Annotated in this window: 23 protein-coding genes and 3 pseudogenes; 11 read left to right on the top strand and 15 right to left on the bottom strand. The window is 68.1% G+C overall.

All coding sequences use genetic code 11. From position 1 onward, the window contains the following. Positions 1 to 28: 28 nt before the first annotated feature. The 5 genes from A6P39_RS19395 to A6P39_RS45520 all read right to left on the bottom strand — a co-directional run bounded on the left by A6P39_RS19395 (position 29) and on the right by A6P39_RS45520 (position 4,530). On the bottom strand, positions 29 to 2,551 hold the full coding sequence (locus A6P39_RS19395) for a hypothetical protein (protein WP_067057774.1): 2,523 nt from the start codon (positions 2,549 to 2,551) through the stop codon (positions 29 to 31). Beyond that, positions 2,548 to 2,934 carry a DUF6507 family protein gene (locus tag A6P39_RS19390; RefSeq protein ID WP_067057771.1) on the bottom strand — a complete coding sequence of 129 codons (387 nt, stop codon included), beginning with the start codon at positions 2,932 to 2,934 and terminating at the stop codon, positions 2,548 to 2,550. Before A6P39_RS19390 ends, A6P39_RS19395 begins: the two co-directional genes overlap by 4 nt. A gap of 48 nt (positions 2,935 to 2,982) precedes the next feature. Beyond that, on the bottom strand, positions 2,983 to 3,291 hold the full coding sequence (locus A6P39_RS19385; protein WP_067057767.1) for a pore-forming ESAT-6 family protein: 309 nt from the start codon (positions 3,289 to 3,291) through the stop codon (positions 2,983 to 2,985). Between the two features lie 24 nt (positions 3,292 to 3,315). Next, entirely contained in the window at positions 3,316 to 3,648 is a 333-nt protein-coding gene (locus A6P39_RS19380) for a hypothetical protein (protein ID WP_067057764.1), read from the bottom strand. Between the two features lie 693 nt (positions 3,649 to 4,341). Further along, the gene (locus tag A6P39_RS45520) at positions 4,342 to 4,530 is read right to left on the bottom strand and encodes a hypothetical protein (protein WP_067057761.1); all 189 of its coding nucleotides are present in this window, start codon (positions 4,528 to 4,530) and stop codon (positions 4,342 to 4,344) included. Positions 4,531 to 4,559: 29 nt separating this feature from the next. Here A6P39_RS45520 and A6P39_RS19370 point away from each other — a divergent pair. Continuing rightward, positions 4,560 to 4,721 (top strand): annotated as a pseudogene (locus A6P39_RS19370) (DUF5994 family protein); the annotation flags it as partial. 44 nt (positions 4,722 to 4,765) lie between these two features. On the opposite strand, the gene A6P39_RS19365 reads toward A6P39_RS19370, so the two are convergent. The 9 genes and pseudogenes from A6P39_RS19365 to A6P39_RS19325 form a co-directional block, all read right to left on the bottom strand. Next, a complete protein-coding gene (locus A6P39_RS19365; RefSeq protein ID WP_067057759.1) occupies positions 4,766 to 5,959 on the bottom strand; it encodes a PP2C family protein-serine/threonine phosphatase in 1,194 nt (397 codons plus the stop codon). Positions 5,960 to 6,091: 132 nt separating this feature from the next. Next, a complete protein-coding gene (locus A6P39_RS19360; protein ID WP_275883875.1) occupies positions 6,092 to 6,604 on the bottom strand; it encodes a DUF5994 family protein in 513 nt (170 codons plus the stop codon). Positions 6,605 to 6,859: 255 nt separating this feature from the next. After that, positions 6,860 to 7,834, bottom strand: a complete 975-nt coding sequence (locus tag A6P39_RS19355; protein ID WP_079133892.1) for an STAS domain-containing protein — start codon at positions 7,832 to 7,834, stop codon at positions 6,860 to 6,862. A gap of 790 nt (positions 7,835 to 8,624) precedes the next feature. Then, positions 8,625 to 9,157: pseudogene (locus A6P39_RS19350) on the bottom strand (NUDIX domain-containing protein). 27 nt (positions 9,158 to 9,184) lie between these two features. Then, positions 9,185 to 10,228, bottom strand: coding sequence for a serine hydrolase domain-containing protein (locus A6P39_RS19345; RefSeq protein WP_067057756.1), 1,044 nt, complete (start codon positions 10,226 to 10,228; stop codon positions 9,185 to 9,187). A gap of 94 nt (positions 10,229 to 10,322) precedes the next feature. Continuing rightward, positions 10,323 to 11,411, bottom strand: coding sequence for a glycosyltransferase family 4 protein (locus A6P39_RS19340; RefSeq protein WP_067057800.1), 1,089 nt, complete (start codon positions 11,409 to 11,411; stop codon positions 10,323 to 10,325). 23 nt (positions 11,412 to 11,434) lie between these two features. Further along, positions 11,435 to 11,912, bottom strand: a pseudogene (locus A6P39_RS19335) (dCTP deaminase). Beyond that, positions 11,909 to 12,448, bottom strand: coding sequence for a dCTP deaminase (dcd, locus tag A6P39_RS19330; protein ID WP_067057753.1), 540 nt, complete (start codon positions 12,446 to 12,448; stop codon positions 11,909 to 11,911). Before dcd ends, A6P39_RS19335 begins: the two are co-directional and overlap by 4 nt. After that, positions 12,448 to 13,014, bottom strand: coding sequence for a hypothetical protein (locus A6P39_RS19325; protein ID WP_234379344.1), 567 nt, complete (start codon positions 13,012 to 13,014; stop codon positions 12,448 to 12,450). The genes dcd and A6P39_RS19325 overlap by 1 nt, the downstream gene beginning before the upstream one ends. 480 nt (positions 13,015 to 13,494) lie before the next feature. Here A6P39_RS19325 and A6P39_RS19320 point away from each other — a divergent pair, with 480 nt between their 5' ends. Continuing rightward, the gene (locus A6P39_RS19320; protein ID WP_067057750.1) at positions 13,495 to 13,791 is read left to right on the top strand and encodes a helix-turn-helix domain-containing protein; all 297 of its coding nucleotides are present in this window, start codon (positions 13,495 to 13,497) and stop codon (positions 13,789 to 13,791) included. Position 13,792: 1 nt separating this feature from the next. Next, a complete protein-coding gene (locus tag A6P39_RS19315) occupies positions 13,793 to 15,106 on the top strand; it encodes a tyrosine-type recombinase/integrase (RefSeq protein WP_067057747.1) in 1,314 nt (437 codons plus the stop codon). A gap of 67 nt (positions 15,107 to 15,173) precedes the next feature. Here A6P39_RS19315 and A6P39_RS19310 read toward each other — a convergent pair whose 3' ends face one another. Further along, positions 15,174 to 15,824 (bottom strand): hypothetical protein, encoded by a 651-nt coding sequence (locus tag A6P39_RS19310; RefSeq protein ID WP_199841077.1) that lies wholly within the window; start codon positions 15,822 to 15,824, stop codon positions 15,174 to 15,176. A 356-nt stretch (positions 15,825 to 16,180) separates the two neighbouring features. On the opposite strand from A6P39_RS19310, the gene hemL reads away from it, so the two are divergent. The 8 genes from hemL (at position 16,181) to A6P39_RS19270 (ending at position 24,351) form a co-directional block, all read left to right on the top strand. After that, on the top strand, positions 16,181 to 17,497 hold the full coding sequence (hemL, locus tag A6P39_RS19305) for a glutamate-1-semialdehyde 2,1-aminomutase (protein ID WP_067057797.1): 1,317 nt from the start codon (positions 16,181 to 16,183) through the stop codon (positions 17,495 to 17,497). A gap of 47 nt (positions 17,498 to 17,544) precedes the next feature. Beyond that, positions 17,545 to 18,204, top strand: a complete 660-nt coding sequence (locus tag A6P39_RS19300; RefSeq protein ID WP_199841078.1) for a histidine phosphatase family protein — start codon at positions 17,545 to 17,547, stop codon at positions 18,202 to 18,204. A 170-nt stretch (positions 18,205 to 18,374) separates the two neighbouring features. Next, complete coding sequence (locus A6P39_RS19295; protein ID WP_067057737.1) at positions 18,375 to 19,643, top strand: hypothetical protein; 1,269 nt, start codon at positions 18,375 to 18,377, stop codon at positions 19,641 to 19,643. A gap of 117 nt (positions 19,644 to 19,760) precedes the next feature. Then, positions 19,761 to 20,351 (top strand): TlpA family protein disulfide reductase, encoded by a 591-nt coding sequence (locus A6P39_RS19290; protein WP_067057734.1) that lies wholly within the window; start codon positions 19,761 to 19,763, stop codon positions 20,349 to 20,351. 1 nt (position 20,352) lies between these two features. Next, the gene (locus tag A6P39_RS19285) at positions 20,353 to 21,123 is read left to right on the top strand and encodes a cytochrome c biogenesis CcdA family protein (RefSeq protein ID WP_067057731.1); all 771 of its coding nucleotides are present in this window, start codon (positions 20,353 to 20,355) and stop codon (positions 21,121 to 21,123) included. Between the two features lie 3 nt (positions 21,124 to 21,126). After that, positions 21,127 to 22,827, top strand: a complete 1,701-nt coding sequence (gene resB / locus A6P39_RS19280; protein ID WP_067057728.1) for a cytochrome c biogenesis protein ResB — start codon at positions 21,127 to 21,129, stop codon at positions 22,825 to 22,827. Next, on the top strand, positions 22,824 to 23,924 hold the full coding sequence (ccsB, locus tag A6P39_RS19275; RefSeq protein ID WP_067057726.1) for a c-type cytochrome biogenesis protein CcsB: 1,101 nt from the start codon (positions 22,824 to 22,826) through the stop codon (positions 23,922 to 23,924). Before resB ends, ccsB begins: the two co-directional genes overlap by 4 nt. 25 nt (positions 23,925 to 23,949) lie before the next feature. Continuing rightward, the gene (locus tag A6P39_RS19270) at positions 23,950 to 24,351 is read left to right on the top strand and encodes a hypothetical protein (RefSeq protein WP_067057723.1); all 402 of its coding nucleotides are present in this window, start codon (positions 23,950 to 23,952) and stop codon (positions 24,349 to 24,351) included. Positions 24,352 to 24,358: the final 7 nt, after the last annotated feature.

The raw sequence follows: 24,358 nt of genomic DNA, 5'->3' as shown, positions 1-24,358 counted from the left end.
ACCATCGACTCTGCCGAACCCGTTCGCGTCACAGGTGCAGTCCCTTCTTGATCGCGTCGACCAGCAGATCAACGTTCGACAGGTTGTCCAGGATAGGCTCGGCAGGAGGCTCGATTCCAATCCTCCGCCAGTGGCTCAGTGCACCCACACCCTCCGTGACCATCGGAGTTGCCCTGAGTGCTGCGGGGGCAACGTCGTGCGCACCGATGAGGCTGTGATCGCTCAGGTAGGCAGAGTCGCCCTCCCATACCCGCGGGTCCAACGACCGGTACGACATGCCCATTTCCATGAGCTTGTTCTCGACGTACTCGTGGGCCACATGGTTACGGAACTGTGCCTGCTCCATGTTGCTGAGTTTATTGGCCTCAGCCTTCTTCCACAGGTCCGCGATCTGACTGTCCGGGGTGAAGAAGACGTTGTGCCTCATGACGCCCAGCTCGGTCTCAACGTTGTGTCGCTGGAGGAAGAGGTTTTCCTTGGCCGTCTGAATCACCGAGGGTTTGATTCCGGTGTTCTCGGCGATGGTTTCCACGTTGCCTCTACTCGAGAACGGGTCGCGCATGTCCTCGTAGAAGCGGAGTGCCTTGGCATCCTCGTCAATGGGGTTCTGGGCGTAGTGCACTTCTTCGCCCTTGTAGTGACCCCAGTTGTCAGCTCCGTGCAGACCGTGGTCGGTGTCCAGCACACCAGGGCGATCGTCGGCGTGGCGATGAGCCAAGTCGTTGGTGTTCTGGCCGGTTGCGCCCGACTCCCCGGCGTGTACCGGATCGTGCCCACCAGTGGCCGAGGGGTGCCCCGCAGTGTCACCCAGGCCAGGGCCTGTGACATGGCCGTCGGTAGACCCCCCTCCGATGCCCTCCCCGTGTTCCGGGGTCCTGGAAGACTGATGGCTGACGTCCCCGCTGTCGGCGTGCGAAGAGCCGTGCCCGCTGCCCCCACCAACGGGTGCCGAGGTCTCGTGATGAGCCGAGGGGACGTGCCCCTGTGCCCCTGAGTGAACGTGGCTTTCCGCAGGCAGCGACGCTCCGTGGCCACCACCGTTGATCGGGGCATGTGAACCGTTGCCGGCATGGACGTTCTCCCCACTGCCCCCACCCGCATGCACCGGCACCGGGTGGTCCGCATGCGCCGGTATGTGCGACGGCGAGGAGATGTGCGGCGGCGGCGAGATCTCGTGTCGCGCCAGACGGTCCGCGGCCGAGGACTCGACCGGGATCGGGTTCTGGTGCGGCTTGCCCTCCGGGGAGACCATGGTGCCGTCTTCGTGGAGGATCGAGCCGTCCGGGTACCGGACGGACTTGTCCGAGATGGTTACGGGGGCGTGCGTCTGCGGGAGCTTGGATGAATCGGCGCCGTGGAGGAAGTCGTTGGCGGCACCGGAGTGGAGATCCTTGAGGCCCGCCATCATGTCGCCGATCTTCAGCTTGGCGAAGCCCGCGCCCTTGCCGACGTAGGTCATGGGGTCGACGAGCCGCCCGGTCTTGCCCAAGGCGTTGGCGAGCTTGGCGGCACGGCCGGCCGCGGAGGCCGCGTCGCCCGCCTCACCGGCCTTGGCCGCCAGGGAACCGGCCTTGCCGAGCTTGAGGAGGCTGCCGGAGCCGAGGGTGAGGATGTTGAAGGCGACGGTGCCACCCGCGCGGGCGGGGTTCTTGCCCCACTCGTCGTAGGCGATGAGGGACTTGCCGAAGTCGCGCAGGGCCTTCTTCTGGCGGTCGGTGTCGCTGTGGTCGGTCGGGCCGAACATCTTGTCCATGGCCCAGTCGTAGGGCGTCATGATGTACGCGCTGACGCCGCCGAAGACGTCCCCGATGCCGCTCCACGTCTTCGTGAAGGTGTCCCAGTCGAAGACGTTGACCATGTGGCCGAGGCCCTTGAGGGTGTCCCAGACGCCGTCGACGAAGAAGCCCTTGATTGCACCGCCCACGTTGTGTTTCGTCCACTGCCAGGCGGCGGCCAGGCCGGTGTACTCGCGCTCGTCGACCTTGCCCCAGGGCGTGTCGTCGGCCTTGGCCGCGTCGTCGGCGTTGAAGCCGTACATGCCCTTCTTGTGCGAGCCGTCGTCCGCGACCCAGCGCGTACCGCCGACCTGGCCGTCGATCTTCGTGGCGGTCGAGCGCTCAAGTTCCTGGAACTCGCCCCAGACACGACCGATCTCGTGAACCAGGTGCGCGTTCTTGTCGATGTTCTTCTGGTCTTTCCGCCAGTCGTGGTTGCCCTCGATCGACTTGCGGAAGGCGGCCGCCTCAGTCCTCAGCTGCTCCAGCCGCTGGACGAGCGGCCGGGCGTCCTTGGCGAAGGTCGACAGGGCGCCGCTGACGGTCTCCAGCTTCTTGGCGAAGGCGTCGGCCTTGTCCCGGACCGGGATGGTGGTATGGAAGAGCTGGTCGGCTTCCGGGGCCGTGTAGCAGGACACCAGGCCCTGGAAGTCGTTGTGGACATCCCGGCCGGTGTCGCGTATGCCGGACGCGGCCTTCTTCAGCGCACCGGCATCCTTCTCCAGCTGGTCGAGGTCGCCACTGTATTCGGGTATCTCGCTGAGGTCCCCGATCACTTGCCCTTACCTCCCTCGGCCTTGACCGGAGGGAGTTTCGGGTCCGGAATGGCGTCGTGCTGGGCGTTGGCCGCCATCTTCAGGTCACCGGTGACGTACTCCTCGGTGGCCTTCGCCGCACCGCCGATCGATGCGGCGGCGCGGGCGGGAAGATAACGCAGGTCGTCGAACGTCTTGTCCGCGAACTCCTGCAGCGCGGCAGCGATGGGGCCCGGCGTGCCACTCTTGGGCTTCACTCCGGGGGCCATCGTGCCGGCCGACTTGGCCGCGCTCTCCAAGCCGTTGCTGTAAGCCTTGAATTCGCTCTCGAAATTTCCTGCCGTGTCCGTGGTCTTGCTGAGGACACCGCGGACGGATTCAACTTGGATATCCCAGTTGGACACGAATCACCCCGTTATGTGTTCCGTCGACCGACGCTGTCAGTGTGCGCGTCAGCCGATGCCGTCGACCGCGGCCTTCGCCTTCGCCAGCGTGTGCTGGGCGGTGGCGTCGTTCTTCTCCATCGTTGTGCGGAGCAGGTGGATGATCTGGCGGACCTCGTGCGCGGCGCGCTGCCAGCGCAGTTCCTTGTCGTGGTAGAGGTCCGAGACGCCGTCGGCCTGGAAATCGGCCATGGCGGCCTTGACGGCGCGGTCACGGTCGGTCAGGACGGTCTCCAGGCGGGAGATGATGCCTTGGAGGGAGGACTGCACCTCGGTCGAGGCGCCGGTGTCGTAGCTGCGGCGGTCTGCACTGCCCATGGCTGTCAAAATCCCCCTTTGGTCTCAGCGGCCCGAGAAGCGGGCCGCGTCGAAGTTCGCCGCCCCCATCTGCTGACGGGCGTTGTCCGCATGCTCCTGGTCACCCTGCCCGAACGAGGAGTCCATACCGGACTGGCCACCCAGGATCGCGCTCAGGGCACCGTTCAGATCGGCCGTCACCTGGTCCGAGTGCGCCTTGAAGGTGTCGAACGCCTGCTTGCCCGCGCCGTGGAACTTGCCCTCCAGCGGCTGTGCCGCCGCGATCAGCTGACGGATGAGGCCGCCCAAATCCTCACTGGAGCCGCGTGTCTGGCCCGTCAGGGTCGACAGGGTCGAAGTGCCCATATCGAACTTCACGAGTTCACCCCCGTATCTCAGATGCACCGCTCAACTACTCGACCATGTCTACCAACTGTCCACAGAGAAGCACAAAGCGGTTCCCGGTCAACGCCGACCCTGTTACGGGACCGTGCAGCTCGTTGCCGGCCCGTAGCGATGCCGTAGCGGTAGCTCCCGCATACCGTTCCCGCTGCGCAAGCACCGACGGATGACGCTTGCGCAGCTCGAACCACACCTTCTTGACCGCGATGTCCCAGCCCGCCCACACCCACGCCACACCCCGTGCGACCGGCGGTGCCCAAGTGCCGCCCCCCTGCCGCATCCCTCTTCCCGAGCGGCGAGCCGGGACCAGGACAGCCGACGGATGTCATCGTCGCGTACGCCGACGACCATCACGCCCGCACCACCAGTTCCATGGGTGTGCCGACGGCGTCCGTGATCACGGCGTGGAATCGTGGCCTCGTGTCGGGGCTGGTCTCCTCGGCCAGTCGGGCAAGGAACGAAGTCCCGGCCGACGACTCCCGCCGGTCGGTCTGCGCGACCGGGCGATGGGTCCCTGGCTCATAATCTCAGCAGGCAAGCCCGCTTTCGCGACATTGACGAGGTACGGGCAGCGGTGATCACCGACAGTTCCCGTTCAGAGTCTGAGCGGCACCTGCGCTCAGACTCTGAACACACCGCCTGCTCAGGTCCTGGACTTCTTTGGGTAGTTCAGGCCGTGTGGCGGGCTGCTGGGATTCGCACGCTCCAGGACGCCGAACTGGAGGTGTCGACGATCGAGGGCAGCTTCGACATCCTCTCCAGCATCCTCGGCACAGCCGTGGAGGACGGGCTGCTGCCGAAGAACCCCTGCAAGGCGAAGTCGGTCAAGCTGCCGACGGCGACCAAGAAGAAGATCATCCCGTGGTCGTTGGAGGGCGTGCGCGCCGACCCGGGGCGACAGGGACATCTTCTCTCTGCTCGTGGTCCCGCCGGACGCGGCACCGGACGCCGCCCGCGCCGCGATGGCCCAGGCGGTCCGGGCAGACAACATCAGCCAGGCGGAACAGATTCTCATCGACACCGGGAGCGGGCACGGTTCGCCGGGCTGACGGGCCCGCCGCCGGGCGCGACCAGCAAAACGGTGTCGGGGGGTTCAGCCGCGCCACTCCACCATGAGCAGCGTTGCGTCATCGCTGGTCTGTCCGCCCCGCGCCTGTTTGAGCGTGTGGGACAGGGAGCGCGTCACCGCCCGGATGCCGCGGCCGGTCCTCTCCAGATGGTTCACGCAGTCGATCAGCTGGTCCTCCCCGAACTCCTCCCCGCCGCTCTTGTGCTCCTCGACCACTCCGTCGGTGAAGCAGAGGACTCGGTCCCCGGGCACCAGCCCCAGCCCGCTGATCCGGGGCTCCGGACCACCGAGGCCGACGGGGAGGGTCGTCGGGGCGACCAGACGCTGTGCGACGCGGTGGTCGCGGACGAGGATCGGCGGCGGGTGCCCGGCGTTGACCCACTGCACCCGTCCCGTCGTCGTGTCCAGCTGCATCATCTGCGCGGTGACGAAGTGCTCGGGACCGAACTGCCTGGCCACGGCGCGGTCCATGAACGCGTAGATCTCCGACAGTCCGATGCCGGCGCGGCGGGCGTGGCGGTAGGCGCCGATGGCCACGGTGGCCATCGTGGCCGCGTCCAGTCCGTGGCCCATCGCGTCGATCATGGCCACGTGGAGGACGTCGTGGTTGAGCGCGTAGTCGAAGCTGTCGCCGCCCACGTCGTAGGCGGGTTCCAGGATCCCGGCCACGGCGACCCGGGGCATGATCATCGCGAGCGGTGGCAGCAGTGACCACTGGATCTCCGCTGCGACGCTCATCGCCTCACCGCGTCGGACGTCGAAGAACAGGTCGGAGTAGCCGTGTTTGGTCACCAGAAGGTCGGCCACCAGGCCGGAGATCCTGAGCAGCAGGCGGCGGTCGTGGGCGTCGATGCTGTCCAGCGTCACCGCCATGACCCCTACCTGGTCACCGCCGTCCAGCAGAGGCAGATGGATCCGGACGCCGTCCTCCTGGGGCACCTCCACGGGGACCGCGTCGAGAAAGCAGCGGCCCGCCTCGGAGTCGTCGATAACCTGCGGTTCCCCGTCGGTGAGGCACTCACCGGGCAGAGGTACGAGCAGCAGCTGGCCGTAGTCCTGCAACAGCACCTGTGGACAGCGGCCACCGAGCCGCTCCACGACGTCGGCGACCAGGGGCCCGATGAGGTGGGGCGGGAGTTCGTGCGCGCTGTCGAGGATCATTCCCAGGAGAGCTTCCCCGAAGCTTTCGGACCGGTCCGTACGCTGTACTGCCGTCATCCCCTCACCCGCCGCAGTCACGCTTCGTGTGGGGGCGGGCCAGGATGACGAAGGGTCTGTCGGTGCCATGGCTCCATCACGGGGTCGTGGACGCCCGGCCTGCCGGTCACGGAGTCGGCCGGGTCGGGCTGCTCATCTCGGTCCGGCTCCGCCTTCCGACTCCCAAGCGTTCTGTCCGTCGAGGCCGCTCTCGGCGAGTGCCAGCAGGCGAGGAGCCGACAGTGGGTTCCCGGGGTCGGCGGCGGCGGTCAGCAGCCGGGTGGCTACTCCGGCCGGCTCGTCCGGGGGGATCACCAGCAGTTCCCAGCGTCCCACGGTGCCGCAGTCCACGGTGATGGCATGCGCCTCGGCGGCGGAATCGGTCAGGACCACCTCGATCACGTGGCCGGGCGCCATCACCTCCTGCGGGGCATCGGGCCAGGCAGCGGTCCCCACGGCCACGCGGGTGACGGTGCCGCTGCTCGGATCCAGGGAACCGACCAGCGCGGGCAATTCGAGTTCGAGTGCGTCGCAGCGCGGCCACCATGCGCCGTCCAGCGGGCCATGGCTGACGTCCGGCGTGAGGCGCAGCCGGGGTATGGGCATCCGGTAGGAGTGTCCGTAACGTGGCGCGGTACCTTCGGCGGGCTTTGTGATGGCGTTCATCGTGCGATCCCGTTCCGGGCGCTGCTTTCCGGCTGCCCGTGTCAGTCACTCGCCGGGAACGGCGCCGCCGTGGTCGTACGCCCGGAAGTTCTCGGTACCTCCCACGCTACTCCCAGCCGTGGCGGGCGGCGTGGTGCGCAGCCATCGCGCCGAGAGGCAGGCAGCCATCGCGTGGAGGCACCTCGGTACGGCGGACGACGGGTCACGTGACCGCCCCGGCCGGTACGACCGCCGGCTCATCGCTCCTCTGCCACGTCATCGGCGTGCCGAGGGCTGCCCTTCGGCGGACAGGGTCAACACGCAGGGGGCTACGGAGCCGGGCAGCCCGACGACCTCACCCATGTTCTGCCAGCCCCAGGACGAGAAGGCGGCTTGTCCTGCCCGGTCGGCAGGATGCAGCAGGGTGATCCCGAGGGAGGAGTGCAGCTCTGTGAGCAGACGCTGTTGCAGCCGGCGGGCGATGTCGCGGTGCTGAACGTGCGGGTGGGCCACGACCTGGGTGAGGACGACGAACCGTGCGCGGGAGGTGAGCCGCTGGATGATCTCCTGGAGCGTTCCGTCGGACCCCCGGCTGCCGGGGCCTTCAGAGCCCATCGGAAAACCGAAGGCGCAACCGACCAGCACCGTCGTCTCGGCGACCAGCAGGGCGAAGCCGGGGCGGCGGGCGGTGATCGACAAGCGGTGCAGGAAGTCCCCGCGGTTGTGGTACCGCTCGCCCGTGGTGCCTGCGACGGACTCCGCAGCCAGGTCCGCGATGTCCGCGCCCATGTCTTCTGCCTGCCAGCGGGTCAGCCGACGAAGGCGGATCCCGTCCTTGAGGACCGGCTGGTCCGGTCGGCGAGCGGAGTCCTCGGGCGCCCCCGTCGCCGCACTCATGAAGCCGTCGGATGCGGCGGGCGGCACGGGACTCGCGGGGGCCGTAGGGAGCAGCGAAGTCGATCCCGTGGCATCGAGGACCCGGGTGATCTGAGCGCACGGATGGTGCAGCCGCAGGCGAGCGTGGACCCGGCCGGCGCGCTGTGCTGCCGACAGGAGGACGTCCAAGCCCCTGGCGTCGCAGGAGCCGACCGTGGTCAGGTCGATGTCGATCACGGTGACACCGTCCAGCAGACACTGCTCCACTGCGGCCCGCAGCAGCGGCGTCGTGGCCGGCCCGATGTCGCCGGCAAGCGTGACGAGCGTCCGCTCTCCTCGGTTCCGCCGATGGATGTCCAGCCGGGAAAAGGTCATCACGTCTCCCCTCGGCGAGGTTGCGGACCTGCACGGGCGCTCAGCGCGGCCCTTGCCGTGATGAGCTTGCGCTGAGTTGCTTCGACCGCGGCGTACATGGCCCCGACCCGTCTCCGCGCCGACCGCTGGGGCGGCCCGGATTCACTCGTCTCTCGCCGAGGACGACCCGGCGTGGTGGCCCGGAGTGCGTGATGCCCTCGGTACTTCAACCGTACGTCTGCCGCAACCGGAAGCGGCTGGGTCGAAGGGCGCGGCACGGTAGGGGCCGCGTCACTTGAAAGGCCGTTCTCCAACGTCAGAACGGTGGTGATGCTGCGGCTGCTGGTACGTGTGCGCCTCACAGCCGAGGGCCGGCAGGGTAAGGGGGCACCACCTCGCCCCTGCCCTGTCGCGACAGGTGCCCGGATGCGCGCCGCTCTGGACACAACACTGGCCGCCGCGCAGTTCCCCTGGACACAGCACAACACTGCCGCCCGCGATCGAAGCCGGGCGGCAGAGCGGGCGGACGAATTGAATGCCAGCTCACTTCCGAACCCACACGCGACACGACCTCCACTCACCGGGTCTCCGAACCCATTCGAGCGAAACGTCGCACGCCAGGAGGATCGGTCCCTACGTGAAAGCCAGCGCTCATGGAGCAGATGACCCACCTGTTACCGAAACCGTCCCGCGAAGGGGGACGTGGCAGGGGCGAGCATGTAGCGGAGGAAAGCGGCGAGGTCGGCGAACGCTGAACGCGGTCACTCATCTCACCGTGGGGGCGAGACGCTATCCCAGAAGAGCCGCTCGGTCAGTTCCAACCGTCCAGCGACACCTGAGGCCCGCCGGCCAGGTAGCGATGAAGGGCGCTGGCGGTGGTCTCCACGAACTCTTCGGGGATGGCACCGGTGTCGACCCAGCGGACTTGGGCGTGCTTGCGCGGTTCGCGGTTCTCCGGCTCGCCGGACCATTCACGGGCGACGAAGACGACCGTGAGGAAGCCGTTGGGGGCTTCCACGCCCCAGGCGCCGTGGATGACGTGGGCGACCTTGAGCGCTTCCGGCTTGACGGTCATACCGGTCTCCTCGTACAGCTCGCGGAGGCCGTCGCGGTGATCGGCTCGCCGGGCTCGCTCTTGCCGACCGGGAGATCCCACTTGCCCCTGCCGAATTTGGCCTGGTCGCTGCGCTGGAGGAGGACCACGCGGCTGGTGGCCTTGTCATGGACGATGACGGCGGCGACCAGCAGGGTCATGGATTCCAGGGTGGGCATGAGCGCTTTTGGCTGGTCATCGGTTGTCGGCTGAGCCACGGGGGTCCCTTCCCCGACCGGATCGGTGGGCATCTCGGCCGTACCTCTCGATCGGCTCCTCTACTTGAAGGCGAGCTCTCGGAAGTTGTTGCGGACATCGGTCAGCGGTGCGCGGTCGCGGGTGTAGTAGAGCTTGTTGGTCAGGAGCACCGCCCAGCGGTCCTTGGTGGGTGAGATCCACATGCCCGTGCCGGTGAAGCCGTAGTGGACCCAGACGTCCTCCTCGATGGTGGTGCCGGGAGCGGGGTGCCAGAACAGGCCGCGAGCGGGCTGGAGCTGCCCCGTCTCGATGGCCAGGGACCCGTTGATCCACTCGATGCCGAAACCAGCCCGGAGCTGTGACGCTGCGGGGGCGAGCATGTACTGGAGGAAGACGGCGAGGTCGTCGAGGACGGTGAAGGCGCCGGCGATGCCGCAGACGCCGCACAAGAGGCGGGCCGAGAAGTCGTGGGCGACTCCCTTGAGGTGGGTGTCGGTGTCCTGGTCTAGTTCGGTGGGCGCGCAGCGCGTCGCGAGGCTGGCGGGCAAGGGGCCGAAGCGGGTGGAGGTCATGCCCAGTGGGAGCCAGGTGCGGGTGGTGGCCAGTTGGTCCAAGGGCTGGCCGGAGAGGTGTTCGGCGAGATAGCCCAGGATGAGGGCGGCCCGGTCGGTGTACTCGACGGCTTCTCCGGGTGTCCGATGAAGTTGTTCTTGGAGGACGCCTCGGCGAATCTCGTAGGGGTCGGTGCCGTAGAGGTTCTTCAGCTGCGCCCGCAGCGGGACGCCGGCGGTGTGCGTCAGCAGCTGCCGGGCGGTGACGGATCCGAGCGGGTGCCCGGTGACCTCCTGCCAGAAGCTGCTGAGCGGCTGGTCGAGGTCGAGGGTGCCGTCCTCCCACAGGGCTCCGATGGAGGACCAGACGGCCAGGATCTTGGTGAGGCTGGCGGCGTCGAAGACGGTGTCGGTGCGCATCGGCACCTCCGGCTCGTCGGGGTCGAGGACCCCGGTGGTGCCCCGGGCGAGGGTGCCGGTGGCGTCGCCGAGGGCCCACACGGCGCCCGGGTACACCTTGTCGCGGACTCCCTCGTCGAGCAGGGCTTCGATGCGGTCGCGGTCGTACGACATGGTCTCCCTCTTCGCCGGGGTGTCCCGCCGGTCAGCGTAGTGACGTTCGTGGAGCGGTTCGGGTAGTGACGTGTCGGGTCGTCTGGCGGTCGGTTCAGGTGAGCTGTCGGCCGAGGTCGGTCAGGGATCGTGCGGTCGCCGAGAGGGGATAGCGTGCCGCGTTGGCATAGCCCGCCTGCCGGAGGGCAGTCATCAGCCCGGGTGTCCTTCTCAGCCGGTCGAGGTCGCGCGCGAGTGCGGCGGAGTGGGTGAAGTCGGTGGCCATGCCGGAAGCGGCGAGGGCTTGATTGAGGCCGGGGACGGGCTGGTAGAGGACGGGGAGCCCGCACGCTTGGGCTTCCAATGCGACGAGTCCCATGGCTTCCAGGGTGGTGGACGGCACGACTAATACGTCGTGTTCGGTGAAGGCTTTCCATAGCTGTGGGCGGCGGAGCCAGCCGAGGTAGCGGACCCGTACGCCGGCTCGCTGCAGCAGTGGGGCCAGTACGTGGAACTGGGCTTTGGGCGCTGCGACGCTCAGCTCGATACCGGGCACGGGAGCCAGGCTCTTGATCAGGGCCTCGGCACCCTTTTCGTTGGTCAGGCGTCCTGCGTACAGGAGCCGCAGGTGGCTGGCGGAGGTGCGTGCCGGCCGGGCGGGCGGGGCGGTAAGCAGGTGGTCGGGGATGCCCCAGGGGATGTGGGTGATCTTGCGGCGTTCGATCTGCGGGGCGAGCTTGAGGAGGCGGTCGGCCATTGCGGTGGTCGGGACCACGATGGCGTCGGCGGCCCTGGCTGTTTCGCGTAGCACCTGGAGCTGGTCTCGGTGGGTCTCGGCGAAGAGCAGGTCCGTGCCGTGGACGAGGGCGATCCGGGGATGCGAGGGCAGAGCCCGGATGAGGGCAGGAGTGGCGCCGAATGCGAGGTGCTGCAAGTGGAGGACGCCGATCTGTGTGGGATCGAGCGTGGCTGTAAGCGCTCTGCGCAGGGTGGTGACGTAGCGGCTGAAGGCTGCTCCTTCCAGGCATTTGCCTGCTGCGGGGAGCAGGTTGAGGCCGGCGGGTGGACGGGGAGCGTGACCAGGTGGTGCGAGCATGAAGGCGTGGGCCGGGATGAGGGGTTGCTCGCCGGTGTAGAGGTCGAGGAAGAGTTCGACGCTGCCGCCGGGGCTTCCGGCGGGGAGATCCAGGAAGGTGGCGGCCATCGGGCCGGTGGCCGAGCTGGCGTTCACCGCATTCCTCCGTCGATCTCCTCGTAGAGGCGCGAGATGTCGATGCCTTCCGTGGACGCGTACTTGGCCGGCTGCTGCTGGTAGCTGGCCGGGGCGCCGAAGGTGGTGAGGAAGACGAGCTTGCCGAAGGTCATGCCCGGATACACGCGCACCGGTCGGGTGGCGCGGATCTCCAGCGTCCAGCGGATCGCATGGCCCTGGTGTCCGAGCGGAGCCGACACGTGGACCCAGATGCCCAGGGAGGGTGATGCCGAGGTAGAGCAGGCCAGGGCGCAGCACCAGGCCGGCGTCGGGGATGGACTGCTCGGTGAAGGTGGTGGGCATTGCGGCGTCGAGGTCGCCGTCGCAGACGCGGATGGTGTTGCCGAGGCGCCAGTCGTAGGCGTTGGGGGAGACGCGGCTGGGCTCGTACGGGTCGATGGTGATCTCGCCGGCCTGGACGGCGGCGGCGATGGCGGGGCCGGTGAGGATCACGAGGCCACCGCCCGGAGTCGGGTGAGGTCTCGCCAGTAGGCGGAGGGCTGCGGGCCTGCGGCGGCCTGGTACTTGCCGCGGTAGAGGTCGATGGCGCCGGTGGAGAGGAAGAACATGATCTGCCCGATTTTCATGCTGGCGTACACGCGCAGCGGTCGGATCGGGGTGAGCATGAGTGTCCACTGGCCGTGGAAGCCGATGTCGCCGATGGGGGCGGTGATCTCGACGAACAGGCCGAGGCGGCCGACGGAGGAGCGGCCGAACAGCAGCGGGACGAAGGTGTCGGAGCCGACCTCTTCGAGGGTGTGGCCGAGGTAGAGCTCGCCTGGCTGGAGGACGTGCCCGTCCGGGCCGATGGTGGTTTCGCGGGTGGGGTTGGGCCGGTGGGCGTCCAGGACCGTGCTCGTGTACGTGATCAAGGTGGGGCCCAGACGCACGTTGTAGCTGTTGGGGTTGACCTGGTCGGCGGCGAAGGGGGTGATGCGGAGGCGGCCGTCGTGAGCGGCTGCGGTGATCTCCGGGCCAGTGAGGATCATTAACTGCCTCCTTCCGCGGTGTCGGGGGCGGTGAGGACGTGCTGGACAGCCTGGTCCAGACGCAGGCCGGCCTCGTGCGTGCGCTCGCCGAGGTAGTTGTCGGCGAGGTAGTCGATGGTCAGCACGGTGGTGACGGCATCCGGCAAGGGATCGGGGGCGGTGACGAGCGGGCCGGTCTGGGTGGTCAGATGTGACAGCCAGCCGGGGAGGTCGCTGCGTGCCTGCTCAGGTACGTGGGCGTGCACCAGCTGGTTGGCGAACGGTTCGATGGAGAGCAGGTGGCCCTGGGTGAGGGTGTCGCCGAGTGGTACGGCGCGTAGTGCCGTCTCGTTGAGGATGACCGTGTCTGCCCCGAGTGCCGTACGCAGGCGGGCGGTGAGGTCCACGAGCAGGCTGCGCCGGTCGAGGGACTGGTGGCGGTAGGCCGGTCTGATCGGGCCGAGGACGCCGGCCAGCTGCTGCTTGACGTCCTCGATGCGTGAGTGCAGGCCCGCAAGCTCCGTGGGAACGACGCTCGGGGCCCGATCCGGGAAGGACGTGGTGCCCGCACCCCATCCCGTGCCCACGGCACAGGTCTCCTTTTCGGTCTTGGACAGCGTGCCTGGACAACACAGCCACACCGCTAGCGAAGAAGTCCAGCATTGGTTCTAAAACTCTCCACTAATTCCCTCGGTGCGGCGAAGGCGGAATAACCGTAGAGGCGAATCGGCCGCTGACCAAAAAGTTGGCGACTACCACTCGCTATCCAGCCACGGAGAGGCTCTGTCGGAAGCTGTGGCATCCGTCACCGCAGGCCAGCTCGTGTCTGCGTGGCCACGTAAGTGGAGTGCAGACGGCAAAGCCATATCGCTAGACACTGCCGCAAATCACCCAAAATGTCCACGTGAAGGCAAGTTAGCACGACCCTCTCTGTGTAAAGGTCGCTCGCGTGGGGCGAATAGAGGAGATAAACACCACGTCGCCCATCCAGTACCCGCAACGAGTTCTGTAGAGTTTAAGAACCAACTCTTGCCATAAAGACTGGCTGCAAGTTACAGCTAACTGTCATGGCTACCCGACCTATCGAAATGGGCCCCGCCGGCCTCCACACCGCCTGCGCCATAGAGCGAATACGCATCGCGCGCGGCCTGACCCAGCACCAGCTGGCTGCTCGATGCACCAGGCTGGGACGCCCGATGTCCAACACCGCCCTCAGCCGCACCGAGCGTGCCCACCGCCGCTGCGACGTCGATGACCTCATCGCGATCGCTGACGCCCTCGACGTTACGCCTGCAGCCCTGCTGCCTCTGGAGACCTCTCCGATCCAGACCTGGGAGCGCATTGAGAGGGTCCTTCTTGGCTGACGTGTACGACCGCTGGCACAAGTCCCACCCCAAGCCCACCGAGGCCGAGTGCGGTGAACACAAGAGCCGTACGCGGCAGATGGTCCCCACCGCCGATCACGGTGTCGGCAAGCGTTGGCAGGTCCGCTACCGCGATCTGGACGGCCGCCAGCGCAAGGAGAACTTCGACACCAAGGCCGAGGCGGACAACCGGGCCGCCGAGGTCGACGTCGAGATCCGGCGCGGCTCCTACGTCGTACCAGCCGAGACGAAGCAGACGCTCGGCGCCTACGCGCAGAAGTGGCTGGACGCGAACTCCGTCGGTCCGACGACAGCCCTCCGCTACGAGGCGACGGTCCGCAACCACATCGTCGAGCACCTCGGGCGACGCGAGCTGCGTTCCCTCAACCAGCCCTCGGTCATCCAGGGCTGGATCCGCAGGCTCCAGGACGCCCGCCTGGAGGTGTCGACGATCGAGGGCATTTTCGACATCCTCTCCAGCATCCTCGGCGCGGCCGTGGAGGATGGGCTCCTGCCGAAGAACCCCTGCAAGGCGAAGTCGGTCAAGCTGCCGACCGCGACCAAGAAGAAGATCATCCCTTGGCCGCTGGAACGCGTCCGCGCAGTCATCGCGAGCTTGCCCGAGCGCTTCCAGGCCGGAGGCAAGCTCGCCTTCGGCTGCGGCCTGCGCCAGGGCGAGGTCTTCGGCTTTGCCGTCGAGGACATCGACTTCAGGACCGGTTGGATCCACGTCAACCGCCAGGTGCGGCTCGTCGGCACGAAGCCCGTCTTCGCGCTGCCCAAGGGGAACAAGATCCGGTCCGTGCCTCTACCGGCCCAGCTTGCCGCTGCCCTCAAGGCCCATATGAAGGAGTTCCCGCCGGTCGAAGTGACCCTGCCCTGGGCCAAGCCGGACGGCGAGACGAAGACCTTCCGTCTCCTCTTCGTCGACCAGAATGGGCGGGCCTACAACCGCAGCGTCTTCAACATGGGCGACTGGAAGCGCGCTCTGGCCGCCGCCGGCGTGATCCCTCCCCGCGAGCGCGGGGCGAGGTACCTCCAGGCGGCCCCCGAAGACGGGATGCACGCTCTCCGGCACGCCTACGCCTCCGTGCTCCTGGACGCGGGGGAGAGCACCAAAGCGCTCTCCGAGTACCTCGGCCACTCGGACCCGGGCTTCACGCTCCGGACGTACACGCACCTACTGCCGTCCAGCGAGACGCGGACCCGCAAGGCGATAGACGACGCCTTCGCCGAAGCCTCAGCAGCAGAGGCTCAGGGCACATCAGTGCCCCCAGAGAAACCCATGTGCCCTCAATGTGCCCTGGCCGCCTGACGGCCCCTCCCCGGCACCAAAAAGGGCGAGGCCCGAAGACCCCGCCCGAAACCAACGAAACCCCAGCTCAGGGCCAAACAAGGCAATACGGCTGATGCCCCGCCTCATGCAACCGATGCGAGAAGTCCTGCCATTCGTGCAGCAGTTGGTACACATTGAACGCATCCCGCGGGCCGCCCCGGTCCGGGACCGTCGACCAGATGAAGGCTGCCGCGCCGACCGCCTCCTCGCCGATGCCGCGCAGGGGGTCGACGACCGTCATGGGGAGTCTGACGACCGCGTAGTCGGGGTGCAGCACGACCAGTTCGAGGGGCGGGACCTTGTGCAGGGGGACGCCCTCGATGCCGGTCAGTACCATCGCGGCCATCGTCTCCGGCTTGATCTTGGTGAACATGCCGTTCATGCCCAGCTCGTCGCCGCCGAGTTCCTCGGGGCGCATCGAGATGGGGACGCGGGCCGCGGTCGCGCCGTCCGGCGCGCCGAAGTATTTGTACGTCACCCCCACCCGACCACCATTCCTGCTCTCCGCCCTGAGGCGGTCGGCCCGGTGGTCGAGCCGGCGGTCGATCTGCCGGTCGTACCGCTCGGGCTCGCCCGGTACACCCTGTGTCTGACGTGCTTCAGCCGCTTCCTCCGCGTCGCGCCGGTGCCTTCCCCGCCGGGCACGTCGAGGACCCAGGTCATCAGTCCCCTCGCCCAGTCCGCCACCGCGATGCATATCTCCACCCGACTGCTTTTCTAGGACGCGTGGCCCCCGCCGCGCAACCCGATCATCGTGTCAGTGACCTCCCCCACGGCCGCCCGCCGAAACGTGCGGTGGAACAACAGTCCGCGGGTTCTTTTCCGGCCCCTGATCATTACGTGCGTATGAGCTGTGTGTATCAGGTCTCAGTCTCGCAGATGGGGGATGGCGACGGGGGCGGCGACGGCGGGTGGTGAGGGCGCCCGGCGACGGCGGAGGGGCGCGGTGGATCCCGAGGCAGGCCGCGCTTCGCGCGCGCAGCGGCCTACCCTGAGGAGGTCACCACGCAACCGGAGCCCGAGAAGCGGGAGAAGTCGCACGTCATGAGTGCCCTGAGCGAAACGCCCTATCCCTACGATGCGCCCGCCTCCCAGGCGCTCTTCGACCGCGCCTCCGCCGTCACGCCGGGCGGTGTGAACTCCCCGGTGCGCGCCTTCCGCGCCGTCGGCGGCACGCCCCGCTTCATGGTGTCCGGCCGCGGCCCGTACCTCACCGACGCCGACGGGCGCGAGTACGTCGACCTCGTGTGCTCCTGGGGGCCCATGATCCTCGGGCACTCGCACCCCGAGGTCATCGCCGCCGTCCAGGAGGCCGTCGCGCGCGGTACGTCCTTCGGTACGCCCGGTGAGGGCGAGGTCGCGCTCGCCGAGGAGATCGTCGCCCGGGTCGAGCCCGTGGAGCAGGTGCGGCTCGTCAGCAGCGGGACCGAGGCGACCATGTCCGCGATCCGGCTCGCCCGGGGGTTCACCCGGCGGTCCAAGGTGATCAAGTTCGCCGGGTGCTACCACGGGCACGTCGATTCGCTGCTCGCCGCCGCCGGGTCCGGTGTGGCCACCTTCGCGCTGCCCGACACCCCCGGTGTCACCGGCGCCCAGGCCGGCGACACGATCGTGCTGCCGTACAACGATCTCGAGGCCGTGCAGGAGGCCTTCCACCGGCACCCCGGTGAGATCGCCTGTGTGATCACCGAGGCCTCGCCGGGGAACATGGGCGTGGTGCCGCCGGACCCCGGGTTCAACCAGGGGCTCAAGGACGCCTGCCGGAAGAACGGCGCCCTCTTCATCTCCGACGAGGTCATGACCGGCTTCCGTACCAGCAGGAGCGGCTGGTACGGGGTCGATGGGGTCAAGCCCGACCTCATGACCTTCGGGAAGGTCATGGGCGGCGGGTTCCCCGCCGCCGCCTTCGGGGGGCGCGCCGACGTCATGGCTCATCTGGCTCCCGCCGGGCCCGTGTACCAGGCGGGCACCCTGTCCGGGAACCCCGTCGCCACCGCCGCCGGCCTCGCCCAGCTGCGGCTGCTCGACGACGCCGCGTACGACACCGTCAACGCGGTGTCCGCGCAGATCCAGGCCCTCGTCACCGAGGCACTGAACAAGGAGGGCGTCGCGCACCGGGTGCAGACCGCCTCCAACATGTTCTCGGTGTTCTTCACCGACCGGCGGGTGCAGAACTACGAGGACGCCAAGCGGCAGCAGTCGTACCGCTTCACCGCGTTCTTCCACTCGATGCTGTCGGACGGCGTCTACCTGCCGCCGTCGTCCTTCGAGTCCTGGTTCGTGTCCACGGCCCACGACGAGCGGGCCGTCCAGAAGATCGCCGACGCCCTTCCGGCGGCGGCCCGAGCGGCTGCGGAGGCCACCGCGTGAGCATCAGCGACACCAGCAGGGACAAGGACGTCACCGTCGTCCACCTCATGCGGCACGGTGAGGTGGAGAATCCGACCGGGATTCTCTACGGGCGGCTGCCCGGCTACCACCTGTCCGAGCTGGGGCGCCAGATGGCCGACCGGGTCGCCGAGCACCTCGCGTCCCGGGACGTCACCTATGTCTGCGCCTCGCCGCTGGAGCGGGCGCAGGAGACGGCCACCCCCATCGCCAAGGCGCAGGGCCTCGACCTGGACACCGACGAGCGGCTCATCGAGGCCGACAACGTCTTCCAGGGCAAGACCTTCGGGGTGGGGGACGGCGCGCTGCAGCGGCCCGAGAACTGGAAGCACCTCGTCAACCCGTTCAAGCCGTCCTGGGGCGAGCCGTACGTCGACCAGGTCGTGCGGATGATGGGTGCGCTGAACGCGGCGAAGGACCAGGCGCGCGGGCACGAGGCGGTGCTGGTCAGTCATCAGCTGCCGATCTGGATCGTGCGGTCCTATGTGGAGCGGCGCCGGCTGTGGCACGATCCGCGCAAGCGGCAGTGCACCCTCGCCTCCCTGACGTCGTTCACCTACCTCGGCGACAAGATCGTGTCGGTCGGCTACAGCGAGCCGGCCATCGATCTCGTCCCGGCTCACCTGCGGGCCGGGGCCAAGCCGCAGAAGGGCAGGAACGCCCCTCAGGGCAAGGCCTTCGGAGCCTGACGATCAATTTAAGACCGGCTGAACACCGTTTCTGACGATGCGTTTGACCGGTCTTGGATTTTTATTGCCGTAACTATTGCGAAAAACATAAGAATTATCGGAACCTCCCCGATCGTCGAGCCCTCTGTCTGGGTGACTACCCAGCAGGCGCGACGAATCGGGGATCCTCCATGCGCACCGTCTCCCGCACCCTCTCCCGCAGGGGAATACTCGGCCTCGGCGCAGGCGCGGCGGCCGCCGCCACCCTCGCCGGCTGCGGGAGCCAGAAGTCCTCCGACGGCGCCGGTGGCTCGGGCGGTTCCGGCGACGGGAAGTCCGGGCAGGGCGGCGACGCGAGCGGCGCGCCCCAGGGCAAGCTCATCGGTGACGGCTCCACCTCCTACACCGGCAAGCAGCCGCACCAGCCCGACGCCCCCCGGCCGCTGGAGGCGGGCGAGACCCCGCCGCAGTTCGTCGTCTTCTCCTGGGACGGCGCCGGCGAGGTCGGCAACGGACTCTTCCCGCGCTTCCTGGACCTGGCCAAGCAGTACGGCGCGAGCATGACCTTCTTCCTCTCGGGGCTGTATCTGCTGCCCGAGTCGAAGAAGCGCCTCTATGTGCCGCCGAACAACCGCGTCGGCGCCTCCGACATCGGCTACCTCAACGACGAGCACGTCAAGGCGACGCTGACCAACGTCCGCCGGGCCTGGCTCGAGGGCCACGAGATCGGCACCCACTTCAACGGTCACTTCTGCGGCGACGCGCACACCTCGGTCAAGTGGTGGACCCCGCAGCAGTGGCACAGCGAGATCAAGCAGGCCAAGGCCTTCGTCAAGGAGTGGAAGACCAACACGGGCTTCACCGACATGCCGCCCCTGCCCTTCGACTACGAGAAGGAACTGGTCGGCGGCCGTACGCCGTGCCTGCTCAACCAGGAGAACCTGCTGCCGACCGCCCGTGAGCTGGGCTGGCGCTACGACGCCTCCTCGCCGGGCGGTCTGCAGATGTGGCCGGTGAAGAAGCACGGCCTGTGGGACTTCCCGCTCCAGGAGATCCCGTTCCCCGGCAAGAAGTTCCAGGTCCTCTCGATGGACTACAACATGATGTTCAACCAGTCGCAGAACTCGACCAAGGCGCCGGCCTACAACTACCCGGGCTGGCGCGAGCAGGCGGCCGGGGCGTACATCGCCGGCTTCAAGCGGGCGTACTTCTCGAACCGGGCACCGTTCTTCATCGGCAACCACTTCGAGCACTGGAACGGCGGCATCTACATGGACGCCGTCGAGAAGGCCTTCAAGCACATCGCGCAGGCGAAGGAGAAGGGCGCCGACGTCCGCCTCGTCTCCTTCCGGCAGTTCGCCGACTGGATCGACGTGCAGAAGCCCGAGGTGCTCGCCAAGCTGCGCACGCTGGCCCCCGGGCAGGCGCCCGCCGGCGGCTGGAAGACCTTCCTCGCCTGAGTCCGCCGCGTGTGCCCCCTGCCGGAAATGTCCCGTGTAAATACGCCCTGAAATGCGGTTTTCCGCCCGGCAGGGGGGTGCGCGAGATCCCCGGAACTGGCATGCGAAACTTTTCACATGAGTACCCGTAGCCGCGCCGCCCTCCTCGGCGCAGTGGCCGCAGCCGCGGCCCTGACCCTGTCCGCGTGCGGCAAGGGCGGCACCTCCGGCGGCGGTGGCAACACCAACTTCGTCACCGGCCACAACGGCATCGACACCGCGGCCGCGGGCAGGCGTGAGGCGGCCCCGGACCTGTCCGGCCAGACCATCGACGGCAAGACCCTCGACGTCGCCTCCTTCAAGGGCCAGGTCGTCGTCGTCAACGTCTGGGGTTCGTGGTGCAGCCCGTGCCGGGAAGAGGCGCAGTACTTCGCCAAGGTCTCGAAGAGTTACGAGGGCAAGGGCGTGCAGTTCGTCGGGATCAACACCCGCGACACCAGCACCACGCCCGCGGTGAACTTCGAGAAGGAACACGGGATCGACTACCCGAGCCTGTACGACCCGACGGGCAAGCTGATGCTCCGCTTCAAGAAGGGCACCCTCAACCCGCAGCTGATCCCCTCGACGCTCGTCATCGACAGGCACGGGAAGGTCGCCGCGCGGGCCCTGGAGGCGCTGGACGACACGGCGCTGCTGAAGATGCTCAAGCCGGTCCTCGCGGAGAAGTGACGTGAGTGCCCTCGTGACGCTGGCCGCGACGGGCCAGAACCAGACCGTGCTGCACGGCGCGCTGCTCGTCGCCGCGCCGGTGGCTCTGCTCGGCGGCCTCATCTCCTTCTTCTCGCCGTGCGTACTGCCGCTGGTCCCCGGCTACCTCTCCTACGTCACCGGGGTGGCGGGCACCGACCTCGCCGAGGCCCGGCGCGGGCGGATGGTCGCCGGCGCCTCCCTGTTCGTGCTCGGCTTCAGCGCCGTGTTCGTCTCCGGCGGGGCACTGTTCGGCTACTTCGGCTCGACCCTGCAGGACTACAAGGACCCGCTGAGCAAGGTCCTCGGCGTGCTCATGATCCTCATGGGCGCGTTCTTCATGGGGCTGATGCCCTGGTTCACCCAGCGCGAGTTCCGCTTCCACAAGCGGCCGGCCACGGGCCTCGTGGGCGCGCCGGTCATAGGTGCCCTCTTCGGCATCGGCTGGACACCCTGCCTCGGTCCGACCCTGTCGTCGGTGAACATCCTGTCCTGGAACGAGTCGAGCGCCGGGCGCGGCGCCCTGCTGACGGTCGTCTACTGCCTCGGCCTCGGCGTCCCCTTCGTCCTCACCGCGGTCGCCTTCCGCAAGGCCCTCGGTGCCTTCGGCTGGGTCAAGCGCCACTATGTGTGGGTGATGCGCGTCGGCGGCACGATGATGATCGTGACCGGCGTGCTGCTGCTGACCGGTGCCTGGGACAGCCTGGTGCAGCAGATGCAGACCTGGTCCAACGGCTTCACTGTGGGGATCTGATCGATGACCAAGACCGCAACCGACACGAGCCAGGACCAGGAGGACCTCGGGGAGGCCGGCTCCCAGCTGTCCACCGCGCCCAAGGAGGAACTGACCAGCCTGCCCGGCCTCGGCGTCATCGGCTGGCTCCGCTGGTTCTGGCGGCAGCTGACCTCCATGCGGGTCGCGCTGCTGCTGCTCCTGCTGCTCTCGCTCGGCGCGATCCCCGGCTCGCTGATTCCGCAGACCGGCGCCGACATCAACAAGGTCGACGACTTCCGCAAGGCGCACAGCACGCTCGCGCCGATCTACGACAAGCTCGGCCTGTTCCACGTCTACAGCTCGGTGTGGTTCTCCGCGATCTACATCCTGCTGTTCGTCTCGCTCATCGGCTGCATCATCCCGCGCACCTGGCAGTTCGTCGGCCAGCTGCGCGGCCGCCCGCCGGCCGCGCCCAAGCGGCTGACCCGGCTGCCCGCGTACACCACGTGGCGGACCGAGGCCGACCCCGGGCAGGTGCGCGAGGCCGCGCTCGCGCTGCTGAAGAAGCGCCGCTTCCGCGCGCACGTCGAAGGTGACGCCGTCGCCGCCGAGAAGGGCTATCTGCGCGAGCTGGGCAACCTGGCCTTCCACATCGCCCTGATCGTGCTGCTCATCGCCTTCGCCTGGGGCCAGCTGTACAAGTCCGACGGCACCAAGCTGGTCGTCGAGGGCGACGGTTTCTCCAACTCGATCCTGCAGTACGACGACTTCAAGTCCGGCAGCCTGTTCCGCAACGACGACCTGGTGCCGTTCAGCTTCAACCTGAAGGAATTCAGGGGCACCTACGAGCTGACCGGCCCCAACAAGGGCACGCCGCGCACCTACCAGGCCAAGATCGAGTACAGCGAGGGTGCGTACGGCAGGCAGAAGGCGACCACCGTCAAGGTCAACGAGCCGCTGCACATCGGCGACGCCAAGGTCTACCTCGTCAGCCACGGCTACGCGCCCGTCATCACCGTCCGCGACGGCAAGGGCAACGTGGTCTACCACGACGCCGTGCCGCTGCTGCCGCTCGACGGCAACGTCAGCTCCAACGGCGTGATCAAGGTGATGGACGGCTACAAGAACGCGCAGGGCAAGGCGGAGCAGCTCGGCTTCCAGGCCTTCTTCGTGCCGACCTTCGACCCGAAGAGCGGCACGATGCTCTCGCAGTTCCCGGCGCTGGTGAACCCGCTGCTCGCGGTGAACGCTTACCACGGCGACCTCGGCGTCGACTCCGGCATCCCGCAGAGCGTGTACCAGCTGGACAAGACGCACATGACGGGGTTCAAGGACGGCACGGGCCAGCTGCTGAAGAAGCTCCTGCAGCCGGGCGACACCCTCACGCTGCCGAACGGCGCCGGGTCCCTCACCTTCGACAAGGACATCAAGCAGTGGGCCGGCTTCGAGATCGTCCAGGAGCCCGGCAGCGGCTGGGCGCTCGGCGGTGCCGTCACGGCGATCTTCGGTCTGGCCGCGTCCCTGTTCATCCAGCGGCGCCGGGTGTGGGTCCGCGCGGTGCGCGGCGCCGACGGCGTGACGGTCGTCGAGATGGCCGGGCTAGGCCGCAGCGAGTCCGCCAAGGTGCCCGAGGAGCTGGGCGACCTCGCCGGAACCCTCTACGACCAGGCGCCGGGAGCCCCCGACGCCGACGACGACTCCACCGAATCTTCCGTCGTACCTGCCGAAGGGGCTGAGAAGTGACTCTCGCCGCCGCAACCGAACTCGCCGCAGCGACCAACGAACACCTGGCGAGCATCAGCAACACGCTGATCTACTCGTCCATGGCCGTCTACACGCTGGCCTTCTTCGCCTACATCCTCGAATGGATCTTCGGCAGCCGGAGCAAGGTCGCCCGTACCGCCAACGCGCTCACCGACGCCGGTGAGCAGAAGGCGAGCGGCCCGGCCGTCACCGTCAAGCAGGCCGGCGGCACCGCCGTACTGGAGCGGCCGAAGGTCGTCGTCCGCTCGGCGGCCGGCGCCCGGGACGTGCCGGACGGTCCCGGTGCGCACGGCGGGGACGTCCAGGGCGACCTGTTCGGCCGGATCGCCGTCTCCCTCACGGTGCTCGCGTTCCTGGTGGAACTGAGCGGCGTCGTCGCCCGCGCGGCCTCCGTGGAGCGTGCCCCGTGGGGCAACATGTACGAGTTCAACATCACCTTCTCCACGGTCGCCGTCGGCGTGTACCTGGCGCTGCTGGCCCTGAAGAAGAACGTGCGCTGGCTCGGCCTGTTCCTGATCACCACGGTCCTGCTCGACCTCGGCCTCGCGGTCACCGTCCTGTACACGGCGAGCGACCAGCTGGTCCCGGCCCTGCACTCGTACTGGCTGTACATCCACGTCTCGACGGCGATCTTCTGCGGCGCGGTCTTCTACGTGGGCGCGGTGGCCACGATCCTCTACCTCTTCAAGGACTCCTACGAGACCAAGCTGCAGACGGGCGGCAAGCCCGGTGCCTTCGCGACCTCGGTCCTGGAGCGCCTGCCCGCCTCGTCCTCGCTGGACAAGTTCGCCTACCGGATCAACGCGGCGGTCTTCCCGCTGTGGACCTTCACGATCATCGCGGGCGCGATCTGGGCGGGCGACGCCTGGGGCCGGTACTGGAACTGGGACCCGAAGGAGACCTGGTCCTTCATCACCTGGGTCGCCTACGCCTGTTACCTGCACGCCCGCGCGACGGCCGGCTGGAAGGGCCGCAAGGCCGCCTACCTGGCGATGATCGCCTTCGGCTGCTGGCTGTTCAACTACTACGGCGTCAACATCTTCGTCAGCGGCAAGCACTCCTACGCGGGCGTGTGAGCCGAGGGGCGCCCACACTGGTGTCATGAGCGGTTCCATCGCACAGGGCACCAGTCAGAGCCACGGGAACGCGCACATACTCCACTTCCTGGTGCGGCTCCCGCGGCCCATGGAAGACGTCTGGCCGGCGGTGGCCACCCGTGACGGGCTCACGGGCTGGTGCGCCGCCGCCGACGTGCTCGAACCCCGGCTCGGCGGCGCGGTCGTCCTCGGCGAGCTGGGCTCCGGGCGGGTCACGGCCTGGGACGTGGACCGGGTCGCCGAGTACACCCTCGAGGGCGGCGCACGGCTCCGGTTCCATCTGGAGCGGGACGGCGACGCGGCGAGTGTGCTGCGCTTCACCCGGGAGTTCCGGGGCGAGGGCGAGTCGGAGCCCGGCTGGCGCACCAGATTCGAACGACTGATCGAACGACTGGGGCGTTCCTAGGCCCGTT

It is taken from the genome of Streptomyces sp. FXJ1.172 (assembly GCF_001636945.3).
In the GTDB taxonomy this organism is placed as follows: domain Bacteria; phylum Actinomycetota; class Actinomycetes; order Streptomycetales; family Streptomycetaceae; genus Streptomyces.
Note: the sequence above shows the minus strand (reverse complement) of the source record. Positions and strands in the feature narration are given on the sequence as shown.